The organism is Thermodesulfovibrio sp. Kuro-1 (assembly GCF_006538445.1).
In the GTDB taxonomy this organism is placed as follows: Bacteria; Nitrospirota; Thermodesulfovibrionia; order Thermodesulfovibrionales; family Thermodesulfovibrionaceae; genus Thermodesulfovibrio; species Thermodesulfovibrio yellowstonii.
The window spans coordinates 133361-155077 of sequence record NZ_BJKS01000002.1 but is presented as its reverse complement, the minus strand read 5'-3'; the positions used below and the strand labels follow the sequence as shown (position 1 = coordinate 155077).

The window sequence follows — 21717 nt, the reverse complement described above, 5'->3', positions numbered from 1 at the left end:
TTATCCTGTTATTATCGGAGGTTTTACTCCGTGGAAGAATATGTAAGAAATTACCAAACCAATCCAGAGTATGAATCCGAATAAACATATCAGATAAACAAGAGCAAGTCTGCCAATTCCCTCTTCCCAAAGTTTTCTGAAGTCAGACATTACACCGATTGTGAAGAATGTTATTAAGAAGAAAAGCACTCTCAGAGCATTTGTTCCTGCGGTTGCAACATTTGTATCTGAAATAACTTTTTTAGAATCCTTGATTGAAGCTTCAAGTTCTTTAATTTTATTTTTCTTTTCATCTATCTTTGCTGTTAGTGTTGTCTGCTGAGCAGGGTCTGTTACAGTAGCAAGCTGTTTCTCTGTTGCTGTAATTTCTTTCTTTATTTTATTAATCTGAGCTTCTACAGGTTGAATCTTTGGTGCATGAGGAGCAGAAATAAGTAAAATTACTATAAATGTGACTGCATATGCCATTACAAATTTTGGAAATCTTCTCCATATTTCTGTAGCACTTACTCTTTCACCAGGTTTGCACTCAATCTTTGCACACCAGATATAGGCAAGAATAAATGCCCATATACTGATAAAGATATCTATAAAGAGCTTTGTTGTTGATGCTGCCATGAGCATCCATCCTGGTTCGTACTTAATTCCAGCTGCTGTCTCAGCCTTTGCCCTCACAAGTGCATCAACAACCGCACCTGATGCAAAAGCTGCACCATCTGTCTTAACAGCAAGTCCCATCCATGCACCAGCAACCATTGGTTCTTTCCAGAGGAATGCCTGTGCAAAGAATGGGAGAATTATGAGCTCAACAACAGCAAATATAACAACAAGAGAGGAAACCATAATTGGAACTACAGGTCTTGCCTTAATTGCTCCACCTGTTGCTATTGCAGCAGAAACACCGCAAATTGAAATTCCTGATGCAAGCGGAGCTGCCCATTCTTTACTGAACTTAAACCATTTTCTTGCTATGAAATAGACAAGTGCCCAGTAAATAAGATATGCCTCCACTATAGCGCAAAGACCTCTGAATAAAACCGCTGAGGCAAGTCCGAATGCTTGTGCTGATTTTAATCCAAGAAGAGCTCCCATTAAACCGATTGCTGTTTTAATGTAAAACTCTGGTTTAAGGGCTTCACCTATGAATTTAGCAAAGGGTCTAAAGAAGTTTCCGACAATAAGTCCAAGTAGGAGAGCAAATATAAAACCACCTTCTCCTGTTAGTTTCAGAGACCATGGAATTCCTGCTTTCTTTGCATCTGTTGCTGCAAAATAGGCATAGTGACCTATAAACCAACACAGATAGCTAAGCCAGAAAACAAAGAAGAAACCGATATTGAACTTCACTAAATTTGCTCGCATCAAAGCAGCACCAATTGTGAAAACAACCGCCATAAAGATGTAGGTTAACACTAAAGAAGCAAACCCTGAAAGTCCTTTCTTTTCATAAGTATCACCTACTTTATAAGGTGTAGGGTCTTTAACTGTGACAGTTTCCTCTTTACCATCAGCCTTTTTAATTGTGAGTTTGTTGCCATCAATCTTTGTAATTTCTCCTTTAACAGATTGATAAATCTTTCCAGTTGGAGCTATTGCTTTACTTGAGTCAGTCCATTCCTTTGTGCTTACAACCCAGCCAAGCGGGTCAGTGCCTGTATAAGCCAAGAGAGAAATGAGAAATATAACGATCGCTAACCAAAACGCCAACCAATCTTCGCTAACACCTTTTTTTTGCTCTGCCATACTTCAACCTCCTTTCTAAAAATTTTTAAGGAAAGAAAAAAATAAAACTAAAATAAAACTAATTTCTCACCTCCTTTCATTTAAAAAAATTTAAAGACTGTCAGCCTCTTGCAATCTCCTTAAAATCAATATATTGTGAGATAACGCAATTTCCAATTTATCACTCCTTTGCTACTAAGAAGATTGCAAGAACATCATATACCATTATTAGCATTATAGACATGTTAATAAAAAACAACAGCAAAATACATACCAAACAAAAAATGAACAAAAATCAAAGGCAAAATTTCACTATTGTTACCAAGTAGTAACATTATTTTATTTAATACGTTACCAAGCAGTAACATTATCTAAATATCCTTTTCCTATGCTTGAGATGGCTTTAATTGACAATATTCAGATAATTTAAAAATCTCTGGCAATATTAAATCTCTAAAAATTGCTCAATTCAGCTTATCGTAATTGATAATTTTAGAGAGTAAAAATTTGTTTGACAAAAAAATTTTTTTTACAGTAATATATAAAGTTTGCAGGGGCTTTGTCCCTGTTTTCATCTCTGTGGGAGGAGGTCGAAAATTGTATGCTTTAGGGACCCATCTTTTAATTGAATTAAAAAATTGCAATCCTGAGATCCTCAAAGATCTCGAAAGTGTCAAAAACATTCTGGTAGATGCCGCAAAAAAAGCAAATGCAACAATCATTAGTGTTAATTTCCATGAATTTAATCCATTTGGTATCAGTGGGGTTGTTGTTATTGCGGAGTCTCATCTGACCATTCATACATGGCCAGAATATGGTTTTGCTGCAGTGGATGTATTTACCTGCGGAGAAACCATAAAGCCAGAGATTGCAGCTCAATATATTATAGAAGCATTTGAGTGCAAAGTTCCCTCAATAGTTGAGATGAAAAGAGGTATAATTTCTCATAGAAACGAGAAACTACCTCATAAGGTATGTCATGAAGAATTGCAAGTGGTATATTGAGCAAACATCTGAGGATGAGATTATATTTCATTCTCTTAAGGAGATAATATATAGTGAGAACTCTCCTTATCAGAGGATTGAAATAGTCCATTTTGGTAATCTTGGCAGATGTCTTCTTCTTGATGGTAAAATGCAGTCTTCTGAGGTTGATGAATTTATTTATCATGAAGCATTGGTTCATCCTGTTATGCTTCTAAGTGAATCTGTAGACAAGGTGCTCATAGCAGGCGGTGGAGAGGGAGCTACTTTGAGAGAGGTATTGAAACATCCTGTTAATGAAGTCGTCATGGTAGAGCTTGATGAATCAGTTATTACAATTGCTAAACAATATCTTCCAGAATGGAATAGCGGTGCTTTTGACGATCCGAGGGTCAGGTTGGTTATAGATGATGCAAGGTCTTATATTGAAAAAACAAAAAACTATTTTGATGTAATAATAATAGATTTACCTGAACCAGCAGAAGGAGGACCTGCTTATCTGCTCTATACTAAGGAGTTCTATGAAAAAGTAAAAGAAGCTCTCACAGAAAAAGGCATGATGGTTACGCAATCTGCTTCTGCTTCTGTAAATAACTTAAGGGTTTTTGTTTCAATTGTTTCTACTCTTAAACAGGTATTTCCATATGTTAGACCCTATATTACTTATGTGCCTTCTTTTTTTGCTCCATGGGGATTTGTTCTTGTTTCTAAAAAAATTAATCCTGATGAGTATGTAAATAGAATAAATGAGAAACTCTATTCTGTGGGAGAAAGTTTAAAATTTTACGATATGGATAGTCATACATCTATGTTTTATCTTCCAAAGCATATCAAAAAAGCTTTTGAAAAAGAGGGGATAGTCATACACGATGACTCCCCTCTTTCTTTTTATTAATCTTTCTTTTTAGAAGGTAACACTGCAAGTCCTGGTAATTCTTTCCCTTCAAGTAATTGTAAAGCAGCACCACCACCCGTTGATATAAATGAAATGGAATCACTCACTCCTGCTTTATGCACTGCATAGTCTGTATCTCCACCACCTACTATTGTAAATGCATAAGAATCAGCAACTGCATGGGCAATCGCGAATGTACCTCTTGAAAATGCGTCTATTTCAAAAACTCCCATTGGTCCATTCCATAAAATAGTTTTTGCATCATGTAAAGCCTCTGTAAAAAGCTTTACTGAAGCAGGTCCTATATCAAGCCCTCGCCAGCCCTGAGGTATTTCCTGTACAGGAACTATCTTAGTTTCTGCTCCTGTGTCTATGCTTTGAGCAATCACAACATCTACAGGAAGATAAAATTTAACCCTGTTTGCGCGAAGTTTTTCCATTATTTTTATAGCAAAATCTATCATATCGGACTCAACAAGGGAGTTACCAACCTCGTATCCCATAGCTTTTATAAATGTAAAAGCCATTCCTCCACCAACTATTACTTTATCTGCTTTGTCTGCAAGATTTTCCAATACTCCAATCTTCCCTCCAACTTTAGCACCTCCCAGTATTACCACAAAAGGTCTTATCGGAGATTCCACAGCTCCTTTTAGATATTCAATTTCTTTTTTAAGTAAAAATCCAGCGGCTGAAGGAATAAATTTTGGTATTCCAACAATGGAAGCATGTGCCCTATGCGATGCTCCAAAAGCATCGTTTACATAAAAATCTGCTAAAGATGCAAGAGCTTTTGCAAACTTTTCATCATTTTTTTCTTCTTCCATGTGAAACCTTAGATTTTCAAGGAGAATGACATCTCCCTCTTTCATTTTTGAAACAAGCTGTTCAACCTGAGGTCCAATACAGTCAGGGGCGAAAATTACTTCTTTGTTAAGAAGCCTTTGAAGTCTTCTTGCAACAGGAGATAGTGAAAACTTGGGATCAACCTTTCCTTTCGGTCTTCCAAGATGTGAAGCAAGAATTATTTTTGCTCCTTCGTCAATGGCGTAGTTTATAGTTGGTAGTGTGGAACGAATACGTCTGTCATCAGTTATTACTAAATTTGCATCAAGGGGCACATTAAAATCAGCTCTTATAAAGACCCTTTTTGATTTTATAGGTAAGTCTTCAATTGTCATTTTGTCAAAAGAATTATTAAAAGGTGTCATTTTGACCTCCTTAAATTTTTTCCATTAAATAAAGAACAAGGTCCCTAACCCTGCAGCTGTATCCATATTCATTGTCATACCATGATATTACTTTTGCCAGTCTGCCTTCTATGACTTTTGTAAGAAGTCCGTCAACAATTGAAGAGTAAGGAGAGCCGTTAAAATCAATTGAAACCAGAGGTTCTTCAATATAATAGAGAATGCCCTTAAGGAGTTCTTCAGAACTTTTTTTCAATGCTTCATTGATATCTATTTCATTTACATTTTGACTTAGTTGAACTACAAAATCAACCATAGATACATTAGGAGTTGGTACCCTTATTGCCAATCCATCAAGTTTTCCTTTAAGTTCTGGGAGTACTTTTGCAACAGCTTTTGCAGCACCAGTTGTAGTGGGAATCATTGACATGGCAGCAGCTCTTGCCCTTCGCAAGTCTTTATGAGGAAGGTCAAGAATTCTCTGATCATTTGTATAGGAATGAATAGTTGTTGCGAAACCTCTTTCAATTCCAAAATTTTCGTGTAGCACCTTAGCTACAGGAGCAAGACAGTTTGTGGTGCATGAAGCATTGGAAATTATTCTGTGCTGAGAAGGGTCAATCATATGATGATTAACTCCCATAACAACAGTGATATCTTCTTCTTTAGCAGGTGCTGTAATTATTACCCATTTTGCTCCAGCCTGCAAATGACGCGAAGCACCGGCTCTATCTGTAAATCTTCCTGTTGATTCAATTACAATGTCAATTTCTAAATCTTCCCAAGGAAGTCTTTCAGGAGAAGTTTCAGCAAAGATCTGAATTTCTTTGTCATCAACCATAATATAATTATCTTGAGCTTTTACAGCACCTCTGAACTTTCCATGAACAGAGTCATATTTAAGCAAATGCGAAAGGGTGTATGCATCGGTAAGGTCATTGATTGCAATAACTTCAATATCTGGATAACCATAACAAGCACGGAAAAAAAGTCTCCCAATCCTTCCAAATCCATTGATTGCAACTCTTAAGGACATACTTACCTCCTACTTAAAATTTTCTTTAAAACTGTTTATAACCATTCCTGTAAGAAGTTTTGGGTAGAAATATGTTGATTTAGGAGGCATTCTTAGACCTGCAAGTGCAACTCGTTCTATTTCCTCTACTTTTGTTGCTCTGAGAATAAAAATTGCATCACATTTACCTTCTTGAACCATTTTTATGCCTTTTTCAATGTCTATATCATAACAGACTTCTCTTTGAGGAAACATTTTTTTTAGAATTACTTCTTCCAAGATGTTAACATCAAAATATCTTAACTCCTCAGGTAAATAATCAAGGCATGGTCCTTTGTATTGAAGAATATAAAATTTGTTATCTTTTAAATATACTCCAATATTTTTGGGTCCCATTTTTTCAATTACTTGCTGTATATCCTCATCTTTATTGAATTCAAATAAATGAAAAAGATCATTTTGGTTCTCAAGTTGCTCTTTGACTGGTAAAGAAGTGCTTAAAAGTCTATGAGTTGGTAAAATAAGATAACCATCATCTTCAATATTGGTTAAAAACATAAGCACATAATTCCAGGGAGAATCTTTTTGTTCTGGATAAAGTTCATTCATCTGTTTTTTAAACTCAAGAGCAACTTCATATCTATGGTGCCCATCAGCAATAAAGATGGGTTTATTTTTAAACTCTTCCACTATTTTATTAATCTGAGCGGGTTCTTTGATTTTAAATAATCTATGAATATTTCCATTTAAATCTCTTGCTTGAAGATAAGGAGTTTTTAATTTTTCCAATATTTGAGATGTTATTCTTTCTTTTGAGCGATATATGGAAAATATCAGAGAAGTATTTGCCATACAGGCTTTCATAAGATTTAGCCTATCTGTCTTAGGTTTTGAATAAGTCTGTTCATGGGGATAAATTCCTTTGCCAAACTCTTCAATTTTTACAGTACCTATGATACCTCTTAATATTTTCTTTTTATTTTTATATGAATAATGAATTTCATAACCGTAAAAACAGGGTTCTTTTTCCTGAATAAGGATACCCTCTTCCAACCATTTATTTAAATACTGTTTTGCAAGAGAGTATTTATCTACATCAGGTGAATTTTTTCCATAATCAATTCTTACTATGTTATAAGGGCTTTTATTATAGAGAGTCTCTTTGAGTTCATCAGAAATGATATCATAAGGAGGACACATAACATCGTCCTCATTTATTTTTTCAGGATTGTAAACAATTCCTTTAAAAGGCTTGATAATAGTCATATGAGTTTTATGATAACATTTACATTTATTGTAGCTCAACCTTAGCTAAATATGTTATATTTCATTTCATGAATTTAATTACAAAAATTGTTATTCTTCCAAAGGTTGGAAAAACAAGAATAACATTTTATCGTGATAAAAGAAAAGTCACAAAGGATAAAACAACATTTTCCTTGCCATTTGATATGCAATTAAATGAAAAGATAGCATCAGGAGAAATAATTTACAGTCCTATGTTCAGGTCATGCAGAATTATGTGGAATGAAGCTCCTGAAGATATTCAGGTAAAGGAAGAGGCAGAAAATTTTATAAAGGAATTTTTATTTGGTACCCTGTTAACTACAACTGAGCCTATAGAGCCTCAAGAGGCTGAAGAAATTTTTGATGGTTTTATAAAATTTTTGAGTTCTTCAATTCAATATAGGATAACTGGTGAAGGTGCCTGTGTTTTAAATATTCCAATAGCTGCAAAACAGTCAAAAATGTTAAAAAATAATATTAAGGAAAAAAGATACAGGTGATTATTTTCTAAGTGATGATGGATTTATATTAAGAAGTTTTCGTCCCCATGAAAGAGGACAGAGAGAAAGAGTTGTTTTCGCTACAAAAAAATTAGGGATAGAGATTAAAGAAGATGAATTATTTCTTGACTCATCACCTGAGGAGCTTTCAGAAAATCTTTATAAATTTATTCAGTTTGTTTCTGCTGTATATTTATTTTATCTCACATAAAACAAAGACTGCCTCATTTTAAACAAGTTAGACTTCAACCAATATCTCTTTCTATTACACAATGACCGAAGAATTTTTCAGAGTAAAGTAAAGGAATTGACATAGAGCAAACAAACAAATTAATATTGATTTAGAAGCAAAAATACTTAAAGGAGCTTTAAAATGTTTGAGAAGTTTACAGAAAAAGGCCGCAAAATCATTCTCTATGCCAGAGAAGAAGCAGAAAAAAGAAATAGCGAGTTTCTTGATACAGAACATTTACTTCTTGCAATTTTAAGAGAAGAAGAATCAATCCCTGTAGCTATAATGCGAAAAATTGGTATCGCTCCTGAGAATGTAAGATATGAAATTGAGAAAAGAGTGACAAATGAAGGTAATCTTTTAACCTATGGAGAGATACCCTTTTCACCAAGAGCAAAAAAAGTTCTTGAAAATGCTATTGAAGAAGCGAGACTTTTGGGGCATCCCTATATTGGGAGTGAACATCTCTTTCTCGGTTTAATTAAAGAAGAAGAAGGAATAGCTGGTAAGGTTTTAAGAACTCTTGGGATTAATCTCCTTGCTGCAAGGCAGTTAACGATTAATTTTTCTATAAGACCTCATTTTCAGGGCACACCTCAGAGAGAAAAGAGAAAAACAAATACGCCAGCGCTTGATGAATTTGGAAGAGATTTAACCTTACTTGCTCTTGAAGGTAAGCTTGATCCTGTGATTGGAAGAGAGGATGAAATAGAGAGGGTTATTCAGATTCTTGGAAGAAGAATAAAGAATAATCCTGTTATAATTGGCGAACCCGGAGTTGGTAAAACAGCAATTGTAGAAGGGCTTGCTCAGAAAATTATTGAGGGAGATGTTCCTGATATTTTACTGGGCAAGAGAATTATTGCTCTTGATCTTGGGGCATTGATTGCAGGTACGAAATACAGAGGACAGTTTGAAGAAAGACTTAAGGCAGTAATCAGAGAGGCAACTCAATCTGAAAATATTATTCTATTTATAGATGAGCTTCATACAATAATTGGAGCAGGTGCTGCAGAAGGTTCTGTTGATGCGTCAAATATGTTAAAACCAGCTTTGGCACGTGGAGAAATGCAATGTATTGGTGCCACAACTCCTCAAGAATACAGAAAATATATAGAAAAGGACGGAGCACTTGAAAGAAGATTTCAACCAGTGTATATTCAGCCAACCACAGTTGAGACAACAATAGAAATATTACGGGGAATTAGAGAAAAATATGAATCTCATCACAAGGTAAAAATTACAGATGAGGCAGTAGAAGCAGCTGTTAAACTTTCTGATAGATATATTACAGATAGATATCTACCTGATAAAGCAATAGATGTAGTAGATGAGACTGCCTCAAGAATTAAGCTTAGAAGGTCTATAATGCCTCAGGAGTTGAAATCTCTTGAGTTTGAGCTTGCTAAAATTTCAAAAGAAAAGTCTTTATATATAAAACTCCATGATTTGTCTTCAGCACAGAAGGCAAAATATGAAGAAGACAAATTAAAAAGGATATATGAAACAAATTACAAAAAATGGAAAGACTCAATGTATAAAGAAGTTCCTCTTGTTACAGCCGATGACATCTCATATACCGTATCTAAGATGACAGGAATTCCACTTTATAAACTTGAACAAACAGAGTCTGAAAAACTGCTTCAAATGGAAGAAATTTTGCATCAAAGGATTGTTGGACAGGATGAAGCAATAAAAAGTGTTTGTAAAGCAATAAGACGTTCTCGTGCAGGATTAAAGACAAAAAATAGACCAATAGGTTCGTTCTTCTTTCTTGGACCTACAGGAGTTGGAAAGACCGAACTTGCAAAGGTTCTTGCAGAATTCATGTTTAATGATGAGAATGCTTTAATCAAGTTTGATATGTCAGAGTATATGGAAAAATTTAATGTATCCAAGCTCATTGGAGCACCTCCTGGTTATGTTGGTTATGAAGAAGGTGGTCAACTTACAGAAAAAATTCGTAAAAGACCTTATTCTGTTGTTCTATTTGACGAAATTGAAAAAGCTCATCCAGATGTGTTTAATTTGCTTTTGCAGATACTTGATGAAGGTGTACTTACAGACAGTTTTGGAAGGAAGGTAGATTTCAGAAACACGATTATAATAATGACATCAAACATTGGAGCAAGATTGATTGAAAAATCAACACCTCTTGGCTTTCGTAAATCTGATTCTGTAGATGTATATTCAAAGATTAAAGACAATGTTTTTGATGAACTCAAAAAGACATTTAATCCTGAATTTCTCAATAGAGTTGATGATATTGTTGTATTTCATCCTCTTGAAGAATCCCATTTGCTTGCTATTATTGACCTTTTAATTGCTGAAACAAATAAAAAACTCGCAGAATATGGATTTGTAATTGCTGTCTCAGATGAGGTTAAACACTGGATTTTGAATAAATATTATCAGCCAGCTTATGGTGCAAGACCTATGAGAAGGGCTATTGCCAGAGAGATAGAAGATCCTCTTTCAGAGGAAATTCTTAAGGGCAATTTTAAGGGTGCAGACTTTATAAAAGTTGAGTTAAATAACAATAATATAGAATTTAAAGAAGTCCAGGAAGAAGTAACAACTTCTGTGAATTAAGAGGAAAGATGAAAAAAAATGTATTTTTGATTTTATTTATTCTACTTGCTTTGATTATTACAGGGAGCATTCTCATAAAAAAGAATAGCTCATATACTAAAGAAAATGCTAAGGTCGGATTTCCTGCTCCAGATTTTGAGCTTAAAGATATTAACGGGAAAAAATGGAAGCTTGAGGATTTAAAAGGGAAGATTGTTATTCTCAATTTTTGGGCATCATGGTGTAATGATTGTAGAGAAGAAAAAAAGTCAATACAGTCTTATTTGAGCAAAAATGGAACACCAGATGACTTAGTATTTATTACAGTTCTTTATAAGGACAATCCTCTCACAGTTACTGAAATGGTAAAAAAAGAAGGTTATACTTTTCCTGTATTGATTGACGATGGAGTTGTTTCAACAATCTACGGAATAAAAGGGGTTCCAGAAACATTTCTTATAGATAAAAAGGGAATTTTAAGACACAAAATTTTAGGACCTGTGCAGTGGGATAATCCGCATATAATTCCACATTTAAGGCAAGTACTGATGTAATGGGTAAGCCTGGAAAGCCTAAAAAGGTTTTACTATTTATTGCGACACTTTTCAGTGATAAAGAAGTATACTACAAAGCTTTAAAAATTTTAGAAGAAAAATTTGGAGAAATATTCTTAGAGTCTTCTCCTACACCATGGAATTATTCAGATTATTATACCAAAGAACTTGGTAGTCCAATATGGAGAAGATTTATATTTTTCAAAAATCTTATTTCTGAAGGTGATATTGCTCGGATAAAAATTCAAACAAATAAGATTGAACAGAATCTTTCTAAAGACGGGAATCGCACAATTAATCTTGATCCAGGTTATATAGGGCTTGCAAAGCTTGTCCTTGCAACCACGAAAGATTACTCACACAGAATTTATCTCAAATATGGAATTTATGGAGAAGTTACCTTGATTTTCAAAAACAACTCTTTTAGCCCGAATATAAATACTTATAGAGACTATGCTCAGGAAGAATATATAAAACTGTTTAACCTTGTAAGAGCCATTTATAAGGATTTGTTACTGCCAGTTAATTGACAAAAATTCTCTTTGACTTTTAAACTTAAATTAAAACCATGCTTAGGGAGGGAAAGTGTTAAAAGGAATTGAAGAAATCTCAGCAACTAAAAAAAGACTGAAAATTGAAATACCAGCAGATATAGTTGAAGGAGAAATTCAGAAAGCTTTAAAAGAAATTCAAAAAAAGGCAAAAATTCCAGGATTTAGACCTGGCAAAGCTCCGATTTCAATTATTGAAAAAAAATTCGGTAAAGAGGCTGAAGCTGATGTTCTTGAAAAACTTGTTTCAGAATCTTACCAAAAAGCAGTAAAAGAGACAAAAATAAAACCTTTGCTTCCTCCTATGGCTGAGGATGCTATTGATATAAAGAGAAATGAGCCTCTTTCTTTTGAATTAGTTGTTGAGGTAAGACCAGATATTGAAAATCTTAACTACGACAATATAGAAGTAGAAGAGATATCAACAGAAGTAAAAGAGGAAGAGATTGAAGAAGTGCTTCAGAGGCTCTCTAAGGAAAGAGGTACCTATGAACCTACAGAAGATCCTGCCATGTCTGAAGACCTTGTTGTAATTGACTATACCACAGATATTGGTAAAGAAGCAAAGGATTATATATATAAACTTGGTGCAGGACCTTTTCCAGAAGATTTTTCAAAGGCGATAGAAGGAAAGAAAAAAGATGAAACTTTCAGTCTAACAATAGATTTTCCGGAAGACTCTATTGCTGATTTTGCTGGCAAAAAGGTTAATTTTGAAATTACGATAAAAGAAGTAAAGAGAAGACAGAACATTCCTTTGGAGGAACTACATAAAGAGCTTGGTTTTGAAGATAGTGACAGTCTTAAAAAATACATAAGACAAAGTCTTGAAAATGCTAAAAAAGAGCAGGCTTTGGAAAAGCAGAAATTTGATATACTTAAAAAACTTCTTGAAACCTATGATTTTGAACTTCCTGAAGGACTTGTAGAGATGGAGATGAAAAGAATAACAGAGGAATATGAATCCTTAGGTCTTGATATAACACAACACATGGATAAAATATCAGAAAGAGCAAAAAGAAATGTTAAAGCATACATTCTTATTGATCTTATAGGTGAAAAAGAAGGAGTTTCTGTTTCTGAAGAAGAGCTTAAACAGGAAATCATGAATATTGCAAGAAGATATAGCATAACTCCACAGGGAGTTGTTCAATACTATATGTCAAGAGATGGTTCCTTAGAAGCACTTCAAAACAGTGTCTTTGAGAGAAAAGTTTTTGACATACTTTTACAGAAGTCAAACAGAATTAAAAAAGAGGAGGCAGTATGAGTATTGTTCCAATAGTAATAGAGCAGACAGGAAGAACAGAGAGAGTCTATGACATATATTCAAGACTGCTTAAAGACAGAATTATTTTTATTGGCACAGAGATAAATGACCATGTTGCCAATGTTGTAATAGCTCAGTTACTTTTTCTTCAGACAGAAGATCCTGAAAAAGACATTCATATTTATATAAACTCACCCGGAGGAATGGTATCAAGCGGACTTGCAATATATGACACAATGCAGTATGTAAAGCCTGATATTGCCACATACTGCATCGGTCAGGCATCTTCAATGGCATGTGTATTACTTGCAGCAGGAACAAAGGGCAAAAGATTTGCTCTTCCTCATTCAAGAGTGATGATTCATCAGCCAATAGGTGGATTTTATGGACAGGCAACTGATGTAGAGATTCATGCAAAAGAAATTTTAAAGATGAAGGATTTGCTCAATAATATTCTTGCAAAACACACAGGACAACCAATTGAAAAAATCCAAAAAGATACAGAAAGAGACTTTTTTATGTCAGCTGAGGAAGCAAAACTTTACGGAATTGTTGATGAAGTTATTAGTTCAATAAAAAAATAAGGTGTTAGCATGGCAAAGAAAAATGAAGAAACATTAAGATGCTCTTTTTGTGGAAAATCACAGAAAGAAGTAAAAAAACTTATTGCAGGAAATGGTGTTTATATCTGTGATGAATGTGTTTCTCTCTGTAATGAAATTCTTGAAGAAGAAAGATTTGAGCATCTTGAAGGAATAAAACAGGACCTTCCAACTCCACAGGAGATTCATAAGTTTTTAAATGATTATGTTATAGGACAGGAAAGAGCTAAAAAAATTCTTTCTGTTGCTGTTTACAACCACTACAAAAGAATTTTTAAAGGAACTTCATCTGATGAAATTCAAAAAAGTAATATAATGCTCATAGGACCTACAGGAACTGGTAAAACTCTTTTAGCTCAAACACTTGCAAAATTTCTTGATGTTCCATTTGCAATTGCTGATGCAACAACTCTAACAGAAGCAGGTTATGTTGGAGAAGATGTTGAAAATATTCTTCTTAAACTTCTTCAGAATGCAAATTTTGATATACAGCGTGCGCAGATTGGAATAATCTATATTGATGAAATAGATAAAATAAGCAGAAAATCTGATAGCCCATCAATAACCAGAGATGTCTCTGGTGAAGGGGTACAACAGGCGCTTTTAAAAATAGTAGAAGGCACATTAGCAAACATACCTCCTCAAGGTGGAAGAAAACATCCTCAGCAGGAATACATTCAGCTTGATACAACAAATATACTTTTTATTTGTGGTGGTGCTTTTGTAGGACTTGAGGAGATTATAAAAAAGAGAATCGGCAAAAGAACTATTGGATTTTTATCTGAGACAAAGAAAATAAATGAAGAAAATGTGCTTTCTCAAGCTGAACCAGAAGATTTAATAAAGTATGGCATGATTCCAGAGTTTGTTGGAAGATTTCCTGTTGTAGCAACTTTAAATCAGCTTGATGAAGACGCGCTTATAGAAATACTCACAAAACCTAAAAATGCCCTTGTAAAACAGTATCAAAAATTATTTAGCATAGATGGGGTAAAACTCACTTTTACCGATGATGCTTTGAGAGCAATTGCAAAGAAAGCAATTGAAAGAAAAACGGGTGCAAGAGCATTGAGAAGCATACTTGAAGATATAATGCTTGATGTTATGTATCTTATTCCTTCTGAACGGGGTATAAATGAATGCATTATAAATGAAGATGTGGTGAACAAGAAGGCTTCACCAATTTTGATATATAAAGAAAAAAAAGTAAAGCATGCCTGAGCAGATAAAAATAATCATTGATGGAAAAGAATTAAAAGCAGAGCTTTTTGACACAGAATGTAGCCGAAAAATTGCTGATGTTTTGCCAATTGAAAGCGAAATAAACGAATGGGGTGATGAGTTCTATTTTTCAATTGGGATAAAGATGTCTCTTGACAGTACAGCAACAAGAAAAGTAAAAGCAGGAGATATTGGCTACTGGCCGCCCGGTGAAGCTTTGGCAATATTTTTTGGAAAAACACCTTTAAGCACAGGACAGGATCCTGTGCCTGCCAGTGAAGTAAATATTGTTGGCAGACTCATTGATAGTCCTTCAATATTTAAAAGCCTAAAAGGAGCAAAAAAAATTAGAATTGAAAAAGAATAAGTACAGGCTTTCTTTCCCTGAAGATGAAAAACGTCATAGCTGGCTACCAATGCTTTTAAAAGCTTATGCAATAATGGATGAAGGAGTTAAAAAGGATATTGAAAAATATGAAAAGTCAGGGAAAAAACTTGCCTGCAGACGCGGATGTAGTTGTTGCTGTAAAACTCATCGTGATATTCCTGTTTATCCAATTGAGATTGTGGGAATTTACTGGTATGTTATTGAAAAAACTAAGGAGCCTATCAGAACAAAAATTAAAAGTTCTCTTATATTGCACAAAAAAGATGAACCCTGCCCATTTTTAATTGATAATGTATGTTCAATCTATCCCATGAGGCCTCTTGCATGTAGACAATTTAATGTATTCGGTAAGCCTTGTGCCGAAGGAGAAGATGCTTTTTATACAAGACCTCATGATGTTTTAAACCCTTCAGAGCACTATCTTGCCAGAGCCCTTTATGAAACTGTTCCTTTTTACAATATTTATGATGAGGATGAAAAAATTGAGTTTATAAACTCAGGTAAGCTCAACTCTCTTGTGAGAATTCTTCAGAGATATCCATGGATTGAACTTGCAAGAAGAATTTCTTCCTTAAATATTTATTGAAATTTTAATTCTCTATATGTCATATTTATGACATGAAGGATGAAATTTTGATTATCGGGCAATCTATTCAAATTCAGAGAATTCTGACATTCATAGATAAACTTTCAAAAACTGATACTACTGCTTTAATAATGGGTGAAAGCGGAACAGGCAAAGAACTTGTGGCAAAAATGATTCATCAAAAAAGTTCAAGAGCAGAAAAACCTTTTATTCCTGTAAACTGTGCTGCCATACCTTCTGAACTTCTTGAATCTGAACTCTTTGGACATGAAAAAGGAGCATTCACAGGAGCACAGAATTGTCGTTATGGCAGATTTGAGCTTGCAAATGAAGGCACAATTTTTCTTGATGAGATAGGTGATATGCCCCTTCATCTTCAGGTAAAAATATTAAGGGTCATTCAGGAAAAAACATTTGAAAGAATAGGAGGAACACGTCCTATTCAAGTTAATGTTAGAATTATTGCAGCAACAAATAAAGATTTAGAAAATGAAGTAAAAGAAGGAAGATTCAGAGAGGACCTTTTCTGGAGGCTGAATGTTGTTCCTGTGGTAATCCCTCCATTAAGGGAAAGAAAGGAAGACATCCCGCTTTTATGTGAATATTTTATCAATAAATTTTCGCATAAATTTGGATATTCATTACAGATTAAGCCTGAAGTTATGCAAATATTTTTAAACTACACATGGCCAGGTAATGTTAGAGAACTTGAAAACTTAATTGAAAGACTTTATGTTTTGAATGAAGGTGGTAATATTAATATTAAAGACATTCCCGAACGAATAAGATTTGGAGAAAATTCATTTCAAAAGGAGCTTATTCCAGATGATTTAAATCCTTTTAGTTCAGGAATAGACCTCAATGAGGTTTTAAAGGAGTATGAGAAAAAACTAATCTTACATGCATTGAATTTGCACGGATGGATTAAAAGCAGAGCAGCAAAGTATTTAAATATAAACAGAACAACGCTTATTGAAAAAATGAAAAGACTTAATATTAAAGACAATGAAAATGAGGATTAACAAGTTTATTCTTATTGTTTCAATTTTGATATTCAGCATTGCCTATGCAGAAGACACTCTTAAAAAAGGAGAGGATTTTTTAAAAATAGAAGATTATATTAATGCAAGAGAATTTTTTAAAAGATACACTGAAGACCCGAAACTTGCAGATAAAGCACTTTTAGGACTTGCTAAGGCAGAATATTTTCTTGGAAATTACTATGAAGCAACTATTCCTCTTAAAAGACTTCTAAGAGATTTTAAAAACTCTTCTGCCATCAATGAAGCTAATCTTTATATGGGCTTAAGTTATTTAAAAGCTGGCAGATTCAGGGAAGCAGAAGACTACTTAAAAAAAGTAGAATCGCCATTTGATAAAAAGGCAATGATTGGATATGGCTGGCTTGCACTTCATAAAGGTGATTTAAAATCAGTAGAGGCAGTTTTACATAAGCTTGACAAAAAAGATTTTAATGAACCAGATACTGCTTTGTTACGGATAAAGTATCTTGCAATGACAGGTAAGGCTGAAGAGGCTTTAAAGGAGTTTAATAAAAATTTAAAACTAAGAAAAACCCTGTATGATATTGATAAAGCTGATATTTTAATCAGAGCTAATAAATTTGCAGATGCAGAAACTCTCTTAAAAAAATTTATAGAAAGATCAAAAAAACTGTCTGATACTATCAAGGCAAAAAAAATGCTTTTTGAAATGTATCTTGCGCAAAATAAAACCAGTGAAGCTTTGAAAGTTGGAAAAGAGATATACTTTTACATTCCTACAGATGATGTAAGACTAAAGCTTTACTCTATTTATATGAACAGCAAGAGCTATGATGAAGCATTGAGAATGCTTTTTGTATTGAGAGATAAAGAACTTAAAAATAAAAAAATTGAAGAGTTTATAAAAGCTGTCATGCATGAAAATCCTGAAAAGGCAACAGCTTATATTGTTAAAATATATCCATTTTTACCCTCAGACTCATTACTACTGCTTCAGTCAGCTCAATTTCTTATTTCTCATGGAAAATACAATGAAGCTAAAAATCTATTGAGAAAAATACAAACAGGTCCGAGAAAGGCTGAAGCGGTGCTGCCCTATTCCAAAATTTTGATAAATGAGGGAAAATACAATGAAGCTAAAAAACTTTTGGAACCTCTTAAAGATAAAAATGATATGGCAAAGGCTCTATATGCTCAAATTCTTGATAAAGAAGGAGATAAACTAACAGCACTTTCTTATTTAAGAAAGATATCAAAATCAATCAAAGACCCTGATATTTTAACATCAATAGGTAATCTTGAGTATTCTAATGGAGACAGAAAAAAAGCTATTCATTACTGGATTGAAGCATCAAAGTCTGGAAATGCGGAAGCAACACTTAAAGCTGCTGACTATTTTTATCTTTTAAAAAAAACAAAAGAGGCTATTCAATATTATAAAAGAGCTATAGATATCGGAATAAAAGACAATGACTCTCTGATGTGGGCATATTATCAGTATGGAAAGCTTGCAAATGATAAAACATATCTTGAAAAGGTTGCCAATTCAAAAGGAGAACTGGCTGAAGCAGCAAAAGCACTTCTTGAGAAATTATGAAACATGAAGAACTATTAAGCGAAGCAATATTAAAGATTAATACAGCCTCAGAAGCTTTAATTAAATATTATAGAGTTCTTGAGGATAGAATCAGCCGTCTTACAGAAGAAGTTGACCAGAAAAAAAGGCTTCTAAGCAGTATAATTGACAGTATTGATATAGCTGTTGTATTTTTTGACAGAGATGGTGTCATTAAATTAATCAATCGTGCAGGTGAAAATCTTTTTAATGTAAAGGCTGAAGATATTATAGGTCAAAAAAAATTACCCATAAAAATTAAAGATGATCTTATTTATCCAGCAAACTCAACAAAACCATTTTATTCAATAGTTTCTCAATCAGATGTTCTTGATTCAGAAGGAGACAAAATTGGATATGTTTTTTTGTGTAAAGATATTACAAGAATAAAAGAACTTGAAGCAGAAAATGAAAGAAATCGGAGACTTACAGCAATGGGCTCTCTTGTAATGAAAATAGCTCATGAGATAAGAAATCCTCTTGGAAGTATTGAACTTTTTGCGAATATGATATCAGAAGACCTTAAAGAAAGCATTCACGGAGATTATGCAAGAAGAATCTCAAGTTCTGTAAGAATGTTGCGAAATACTCTTGAAAACATGCTCAGTTTTACAAGAGGGATAAATCCAAAGAAGACCTCTGTATGTATTAATGAACTAATTGAAGAAATAATAAAAGAGTTTCAGGAATTATTCAGCAGAGTAGGAATAGAAGTCTGTAACAAAATAAAAGATAGATTCGTGATATATCTTGATTCTTCCCTCATAAGACAGGCACTTATTAATCTTATTGTTAATGCTTATCAAGCCATGCCTGATGGAGGAACTATTACTATTGATGCATACAAGGATGGAGAGTTTGTAAAACTTATAATCAAAGACACAGGTCAAGGGATTGACAGTGAAATAGTTGAAAAAATCTTTGACCCTTTTTTCTCTACAAAAGATAGAGGCACAGGACTTGGTTTAAGTATCACAAATAGTATAATTTCTGCTCATGGTGGAAGAATTGAAGTAAAAAGTAAAATTAGCAAAGGCACAGAATTTGCAATTTATCTACCAGTAAGATGAAATCTGTATTGATAATAGATGATGAACCAGACATGGGTTTTGCTCTTAAGGAGGGTATGTCAAGGCTTGGATTTGATGCCCATTATTACAGGGACCCTTCGCAATTGCTTTCTAACATCAATTTCAGCGATTTTTCCCTTATTATTACAGATGTAAAAATGCCGAAAATGGACGGCTTACAACTTCTTGAAGAAATAAGAAAGAGAGGTATTTTTACGCCTGTAATTGTCATAACAGGCTATGGAAATGTAGAGGATGCTGTAAGAGCAATGAAACTTGGTGCTGTTGATTACATTATGAAACCATTTTCAATGGAAACTTTAAAATCTCTTGTTTCAAGGTTAATTCCAGAGCAGGATGAAATTGTTGCAGAATCAAGGGAGATGCGAAGAATTCTTGAAATTGTCAAAGAAATAGCAAGAACAGATATTACGGTGTTGCTTACTGGAGAAAGCGGTGTTGGTAAAGAAGTTATTGCAAGATATATTCATAAACATAGCCCAAGGTCAAATCAGCCCTTTGTTGCTATAAATTGTGCAGCTATTACAGAAACACTCCTTGAAGCCGAACTTTTTGGACATGAAAAAGGAGCATTCACAGGAGCAACTGAAAGAAAACCTGGTAAGTTTGAGCTTGCCAACAAAGGAACAATTCTCCTTGATGAGATAAGTGAGATGGCTTACAGACTTCAGGCAAAGCTTTTAAGAGTAATTCAGGAAAAAGAAATTGATAGAGTTGGAGGCACAAAGCCTATTCCAATAGATGTTAGAATAATTGCAACAACCAATAAAGACCTTGCAGAGGAAGTCAAAAAAGGCAATTTCAGAGAAGACCTTTTTTATAGAATAAATGTTTTTCCAATAAGAATTCCACCACTTAGAGAAAGAAGTGATGATATAATTCCTCTTGCTGAGTTTTTTCTTAAAAGACTTTCTAATAAGATGTCAAAAAATTTTACAATTACAGAGGATATGAAAAAATTTTTATTGAAAAAATCATGGCAGGGAAATGTGAGAGAACTTGAGAATTTTATTTACAGGTCTGCTGTTTTAAGTCAAGATGGAATACTGAGACTCCATGAAGATGAAATAAATCTATTTGAAGAAGAAAAACCTGTCAAAGCTGGCAAATTGAAAGATGCTGAAAGAGAATTGATTGTAGATGCTTTAAAAAAAACAGAGGGAAATCGCACAAAGGCTGCAAAAATTCTTGGAATTAGTGTGAGAACATTGAGAAACAAAATAAATGAGTATGGACTTAAAGATGTATAGTTTACGGCATAAAAATTGCATCTATTTTTTAGAGGTTGTTCAATTACTAACGGTCATTCCGACGGGATTGTCTGAGGGGTCTCCTTCTCTAAAAAGAGGGATTCCTCACTTCATTCGGAATGACAGGTGGAGGTAAAATATGGATAAATCAATAAAAATTCTTGAAAAAGTAATGGATATTTGTACCTATAGGCAAAAAATTCTTGCTTCAAATATAGCAAATGCAGACACTCCTAACTACAAAGCAAAGGATATAAATTTTCAGGAAGAATTAAAAAAAGCAGCAGAAAGCCATAATGCAGAGTATAAAGTTATTGAAGCACCGACAACAATGCCAAACAGAGACGGAAATACTGTTAACATAGAAGTGGAAATGACAAAACTTGCAGAAACTATGCTTATGTATAATGGTGCAACACAACTATTTTCAACGAGAATTCGTATGTTAAAAGATGCAATAAAAGGAGGTAGATAGTGAAGGACATATTTTTGCCTCTCAAAGTATCAGCAACAGGACTTGAAGCACAGAAAATAAGGCTTAATGTAATTGCATCAAATCTTGCTAATATAAATTCAACAAAAACCCCAGAGGGCGGTCCTTACAGAAGAAAGGATGTTCTTTTTACAACATATATGTATGACCAGATTTCTCAAGGTGTAGATGTGCAGAGAATTGTTGAAGACCAGCGACCTTTCAGAATTGTCTATGAACCATCACATCCTGATGCAGATAAAAATGGATATGTAAAATATCCGAATGTAAATCCAATGGAAGAGATGATTAATCTTATCTCTGCCTCACGTGCTTATGAAGCAAATCTTACGATGATAAACTCTTATAAGGATATGTTTATGAGAACACTGGATTTATTAAAAGTTTAGGAGGTTTTAAAAAATGACAGAGATAAAAAACATAAGTGAACTTTTGGGGAAAAGCTTACAGGACCTGAAAGAACTTCAGGGAACACAGAAGGAGTCCTTTGAGCAGGCTTTAAAAGACGCTATAAAAGAGGCTTCTCAGGTTGAACAAGAGGCTCAAAATGCAATTGAGGCATTCTCAAAAGGAGAACTGAGTATTCATCAGGTTGTGCTGGCTATGGAAAAGGCTGATATGACACTTCAAACACTCATTCAGGTTAGAAACAAAGTATTAACAGCTTATGAGGAAATCTCACGTATGCAGGTTTAA

23 protein-coding genes are annotated in these 21717 nt (G+C 33.9%); 19 read left to right on the top strand and 4 right to left on the bottom strand.

Features of this window, described 5'->3' with window-relative positions:
• Positions 1 to 1743 carry a putative sulfate exporter family transporter gene (locus FLY87_RS03015; RefSeq protein WP_141266278.1) on the bottom strand — a complete coding sequence of 581 codons (1743 nt, stop codon included), beginning with the start codon at positions 1741 to 1743 and terminating at the stop codon, positions 1 to 3.
• A 486-nt stretch (positions 1744 to 2229) separates the two neighbouring features.
• On the opposite strand from FLY87_RS03015, the gene speD reads away from it, so the two are divergent.
• Together speD and speE are read left to right on the top strand one after the other, a co-directional pair.
• Positions 2230 to 2727, top strand: a complete 498-nt coding sequence (speD, locus tag FLY87_RS03010; RefSeq protein ID WP_239639276.1) for an adenosylmethionine decarboxylase — start codon at positions 2230 to 2232, stop codon at positions 2725 to 2727.
• A complete protein-coding gene (gene speE, locus FLY87_RS03005) occupies positions 2702 to 3601 on the top strand; it encodes a polyamine aminopropyltransferase (protein WP_141266277.1) in 900 nt (299 codons plus the stop codon). The genes speD and speE overlap by 26 nt, the downstream gene beginning before the upstream one ends.
• Here speE and pgk read toward each other — a convergent pair.
• From pgk to FLY87_RS02990, 3 genes are read right to left on the bottom strand one after another with little or no spacing between them, the layout of a single operon-like run.
• Positions 3598 to 4812, bottom strand: coding sequence for a phosphoglycerate kinase (gene pgk, locus FLY87_RS03000; RefSeq protein ID WP_012545367.1), 1215 nt, complete (start codon positions 4810 to 4812; stop codon positions 3598 to 3600). The genes speE and pgk overlap by 4 nt on opposite strands.
• 10 nt (positions 4813 to 4822) lie before the next feature.
• Positions 4823 to 5827 carry a type I glyceraldehyde-3-phosphate dehydrogenase gene (gene gap, locus FLY87_RS02995; protein ID WP_141266276.1) on the bottom strand — a complete coding sequence of 335 codons (1005 nt, stop codon included), beginning with the start codon at positions 5825 to 5827 and terminating at the stop codon, positions 4823 to 4825.
• Between the two features lie 9 nt (positions 5828 to 5836).
• The gene (locus FLY87_RS02990; protein ID WP_141266275.1) at positions 5837 to 7072 is read right to left on the bottom strand and encodes a DUF1015 domain-containing protein; all 1236 of its coding nucleotides are present in this window, start codon (positions 7070 to 7072) and stop codon (positions 5837 to 5839) included.
• Between the two features lie 68 nt (positions 7073 to 7140).
• Between FLY87_RS02990 and FLY87_RS02985 the strand changes: the two genes are divergently transcribed.
• The 17 genes from FLY87_RS02985 (at position 7141) to fliE (ending at position 21717) form a co-directional block, all read left to right on the top strand.
• Positions 7141 to 7593: a hypothetical protein gene (locus FLY87_RS02985; protein ID WP_181405969.1), complete on the top strand. Its 453-nt coding sequence runs from the start codon at positions 7141 to 7143 to the stop codon at positions 7591 to 7593.
• A complete protein-coding gene (locus FLY87_RS10385; RefSeq protein WP_181405982.1) occupies positions 7565 to 7804 on the top strand; it encodes a DUF1828 domain-containing protein in 240 nt (79 codons plus the stop codon). The genes FLY87_RS02985 and FLY87_RS10385 overlap by 29 nt, the downstream gene beginning before the upstream one ends.
• A 162-nt stretch (positions 7805 to 7966) precedes the next feature.
• The gene (locus FLY87_RS02980; RefSeq protein ID WP_012545172.1) at positions 7967 to 10417 is read left to right on the top strand and encodes an ATP-dependent Clp protease ATP-binding subunit; all 2451 of its coding nucleotides are present in this window, start codon (positions 7967 to 7969) and stop codon (positions 10415 to 10417) included.
• A gap of 8 nt (positions 10418 to 10425) precedes the next feature.
• On the top strand, positions 10426 to 10950 hold the full coding sequence (locus FLY87_RS02975) for a TlpA disulfide reductase family protein (RefSeq protein ID WP_012546342.1): 525 nt from the start codon (positions 10426 to 10428) through the stop codon (positions 10948 to 10950).
• Positions 10950 to 11480 carry a DUF4416 family protein gene (locus FLY87_RS02970; RefSeq protein WP_141266274.1) on the top strand — a complete coding sequence of 177 codons (531 nt, stop codon included), beginning with the start codon at positions 10950 to 10952 and terminating at the stop codon, positions 11478 to 11480. Before FLY87_RS02975 ends, FLY87_RS02970 begins: the two co-directional genes overlap by 1 nt.
• 55 nt (positions 11481 to 11535) lie before the next feature.
• On the top strand, positions 11536 to 12771 hold the full coding sequence (tig, locus tag FLY87_RS02965; protein WP_141266273.1) for a trigger factor: 1236 nt from the start codon (positions 11536 to 11538) through the stop codon (positions 12769 to 12771).
• Positions 12768 to 13355: an ATP-dependent Clp endopeptidase proteolytic subunit ClpP gene (clpP, locus tag FLY87_RS02960; RefSeq protein WP_012545892.1), complete on the top strand. Its 588-nt coding sequence runs from the start codon at positions 12768 to 12770 to the stop codon at positions 13353 to 13355. Before tig ends, clpP begins: the two co-directional genes overlap by 4 nt.
• Positions 13356 to 13364: 9 nt before the next feature.
• Complete coding sequence (gene clpX / locus FLY87_RS02955; protein WP_141266272.1) at positions 13365 to 14594, top strand: ATP-dependent Clp protease ATP-binding subunit ClpX; 1230 nt, start codon at positions 13365 to 13367, stop codon at positions 14592 to 14594.
• Positions 14587 to 14961, top strand: coding sequence for a cyclophilin-like fold protein (locus tag FLY87_RS02950; protein WP_012545617.1), 375 nt, complete (start codon positions 14587 to 14589; stop codon positions 14959 to 14961). The genes clpX and FLY87_RS02950 overlap by 8 nt, the downstream gene beginning before the upstream one ends.
• Positions 14948 to 15568: a YkgJ family cysteine cluster protein gene (locus tag FLY87_RS02945; RefSeq protein WP_255446960.1), complete on the top strand. Its 621-nt coding sequence runs from the start codon at positions 14948 to 14950 to the stop codon at positions 15566 to 15568. The genes FLY87_RS02950 and FLY87_RS02945 overlap by 14 nt, the downstream gene beginning before the upstream one ends.
• A 32-nt stretch (positions 15569 to 15600) precedes the next feature.
• On the top strand, positions 15601 to 16590 hold the full coding sequence (locus FLY87_RS02940; protein WP_164924797.1) for a sigma-54-dependent Fis family transcriptional regulator: 990 nt from the start codon (positions 15601 to 15603) through the stop codon (positions 16588 to 16590).
• The gene (locus tag FLY87_RS02935) at positions 16580 to 18169 is read left to right on the top strand and encodes a lipopolysaccharide assembly protein LapB (RefSeq protein WP_181405968.1); all 1590 of its coding nucleotides are present in this window, start codon (positions 16580 to 16582) and stop codon (positions 18167 to 18169) included. The genes FLY87_RS02940 and FLY87_RS02935 overlap by 11 nt, the downstream gene beginning before the upstream one ends.
• Entirely contained in the window at positions 18166 to 19257 is a 1092-nt protein-coding gene (locus FLY87_RS02930; protein WP_012545659.1) for a nitrogen regulation protein NR(II), read from the top strand. The genes FLY87_RS02935 and FLY87_RS02930 overlap by 4 nt, the downstream gene beginning before the upstream one ends.
• Positions 19258 to 19265: 8 nt before the next feature.
• Positions 19266 to 20528, top strand: a complete 1263-nt coding sequence (locus FLY87_RS02925; protein ID WP_200855671.1) for a sigma-54 dependent transcriptional regulator — start codon at positions 19266 to 19268, stop codon at positions 20526 to 20528.
• A 139-nt stretch (positions 20529 to 20667) separates the two neighbouring features.
• Positions 20668 to 21003, top strand: a complete 336-nt coding sequence (gene flgB, locus FLY87_RS02920; RefSeq protein WP_012546345.1) for a flagellar basal body rod protein FlgB — start codon at positions 20668 to 20670, stop codon at positions 21001 to 21003.
• Complete coding sequence (gene flgC / locus FLY87_RS02915; protein WP_012546004.1) at positions 21003 to 21410, top strand: flagellar basal body rod protein FlgC; 408 nt, start codon at positions 21003 to 21005, stop codon at positions 21408 to 21410. The genes flgB and flgC overlap by 1 nt, the downstream gene beginning before the upstream one ends.
• 13 nt (positions 21411 to 21423) lie before the next feature.
• Positions 21424 to 21717, top strand: coding sequence for a flagellar hook-basal body complex protein FliE (gene fliE / locus FLY87_RS02910; protein ID WP_012545881.1), 294 nt, complete (start codon positions 21424 to 21426; stop codon positions 21715 to 21717).

Coding starts and splice junctions, on each gene's coding strand:
- gap (WP_141266276.1), bottom strand. CDS start 5,827: ATGTCCTTAAGAGTTGCAATCAATGGATTTGGAAGGATTGGGAGACTT.
- clpX (WP_141266272.1), top strand. CDS start 13,365: ATGGCAAAGAAAAATGAAGAAACATTAAGATGCTCTTTTTGTGGAAAA.
- pgk (WP_012545367.1), bottom strand. CDS start 4,812: ATGACACCTTTTAATAATTCTTTTGACAAAATGACAATTGAAGACTTA.
- FLY87_RS03015 (WP_141266278.1), bottom strand. CDS start 1,743: ATGGCAGAGCAAAAAAAAGGTGTTAGCGAAGATTGGTTGGCGTTTTGG.
- clpP (WP_012545892.1), top strand. CDS start 12,768: ATGAGTATTGTTCCAATAGTAATAGAGCAGACAGGAAGAACAGAGAGA.
- speE (WP_141266277.1), top strand. CDS start 2,702: ATGAAGAATTGCAAGTGGTATATTGAGCAAACATCTGAGGATGAGATT.
- flgB (WP_012546345.1), top strand. CDS start 20,668: ATGGATAAATCAATAAAAATTCTTGAAAAAGTAATGGATATTTGTACC.
- fliE (WP_012545881.1), top strand. CDS start 21,424: ATGACAGAGATAAAAAACATAAGTGAACTTTTGGGGAAAAGCTTACAG.
- FLY87_RS02980 (WP_012545172.1), top strand. CDS start 7,967: ATGTTTGAGAAGTTTACAGAAAAAGGCCGCAAAATCATTCTCTATGCC.
- FLY87_RS02985 (WP_181405969.1), top strand. CDS start 7,141: ATGAATTTAATTACAAAAATTGTTATTCTTCCAAAGGTTGGAAAAACA.
- FLY87_RS02930 (WP_012545659.1), top strand. CDS start 18,166: ATGAAACATGAAGAACTATTAAGCGAAGCAATATTAAAGATTAATACA.
- FLY87_RS02950 (WP_012545617.1), top strand. CDS start 14,587: ATGCCTGAGCAGATAAAAATAATCATTGATGGAAAAGAATTAAAAGCA.
- FLY87_RS02935 (WP_181405968.1), top strand. CDS start 16,580: ATGAGGATTAACAAGTTTATTCTTATTGTTTCAATTTTGATATTCAGC.
- FLY87_RS02990 (WP_141266275.1), bottom strand. CDS start 7,072: ATGACTATTATCAAGCCTTTTAAAGGAATTGTTTACAATCCTGAAAAA.
- FLY87_RS02940 (WP_164924797.1), top strand. CDS start 15,601: ATGAAGGATGAAATTTTGATTATCGGGCAATCTATTCAAATTCAGAGA.
- FLY87_RS02975 (WP_012546342.1), top strand. CDS start 10,426: ATGAAAAAAAATGTATTTTTGATTTTATTTATTCTACTTGCTTTGATT.
- FLY87_RS02970 (WP_141266274.1), top strand. CDS start 10,950: ATGGGTAAGCCTGGAAAGCCTAAAAAGGTTTTACTATTTATTGCGACA.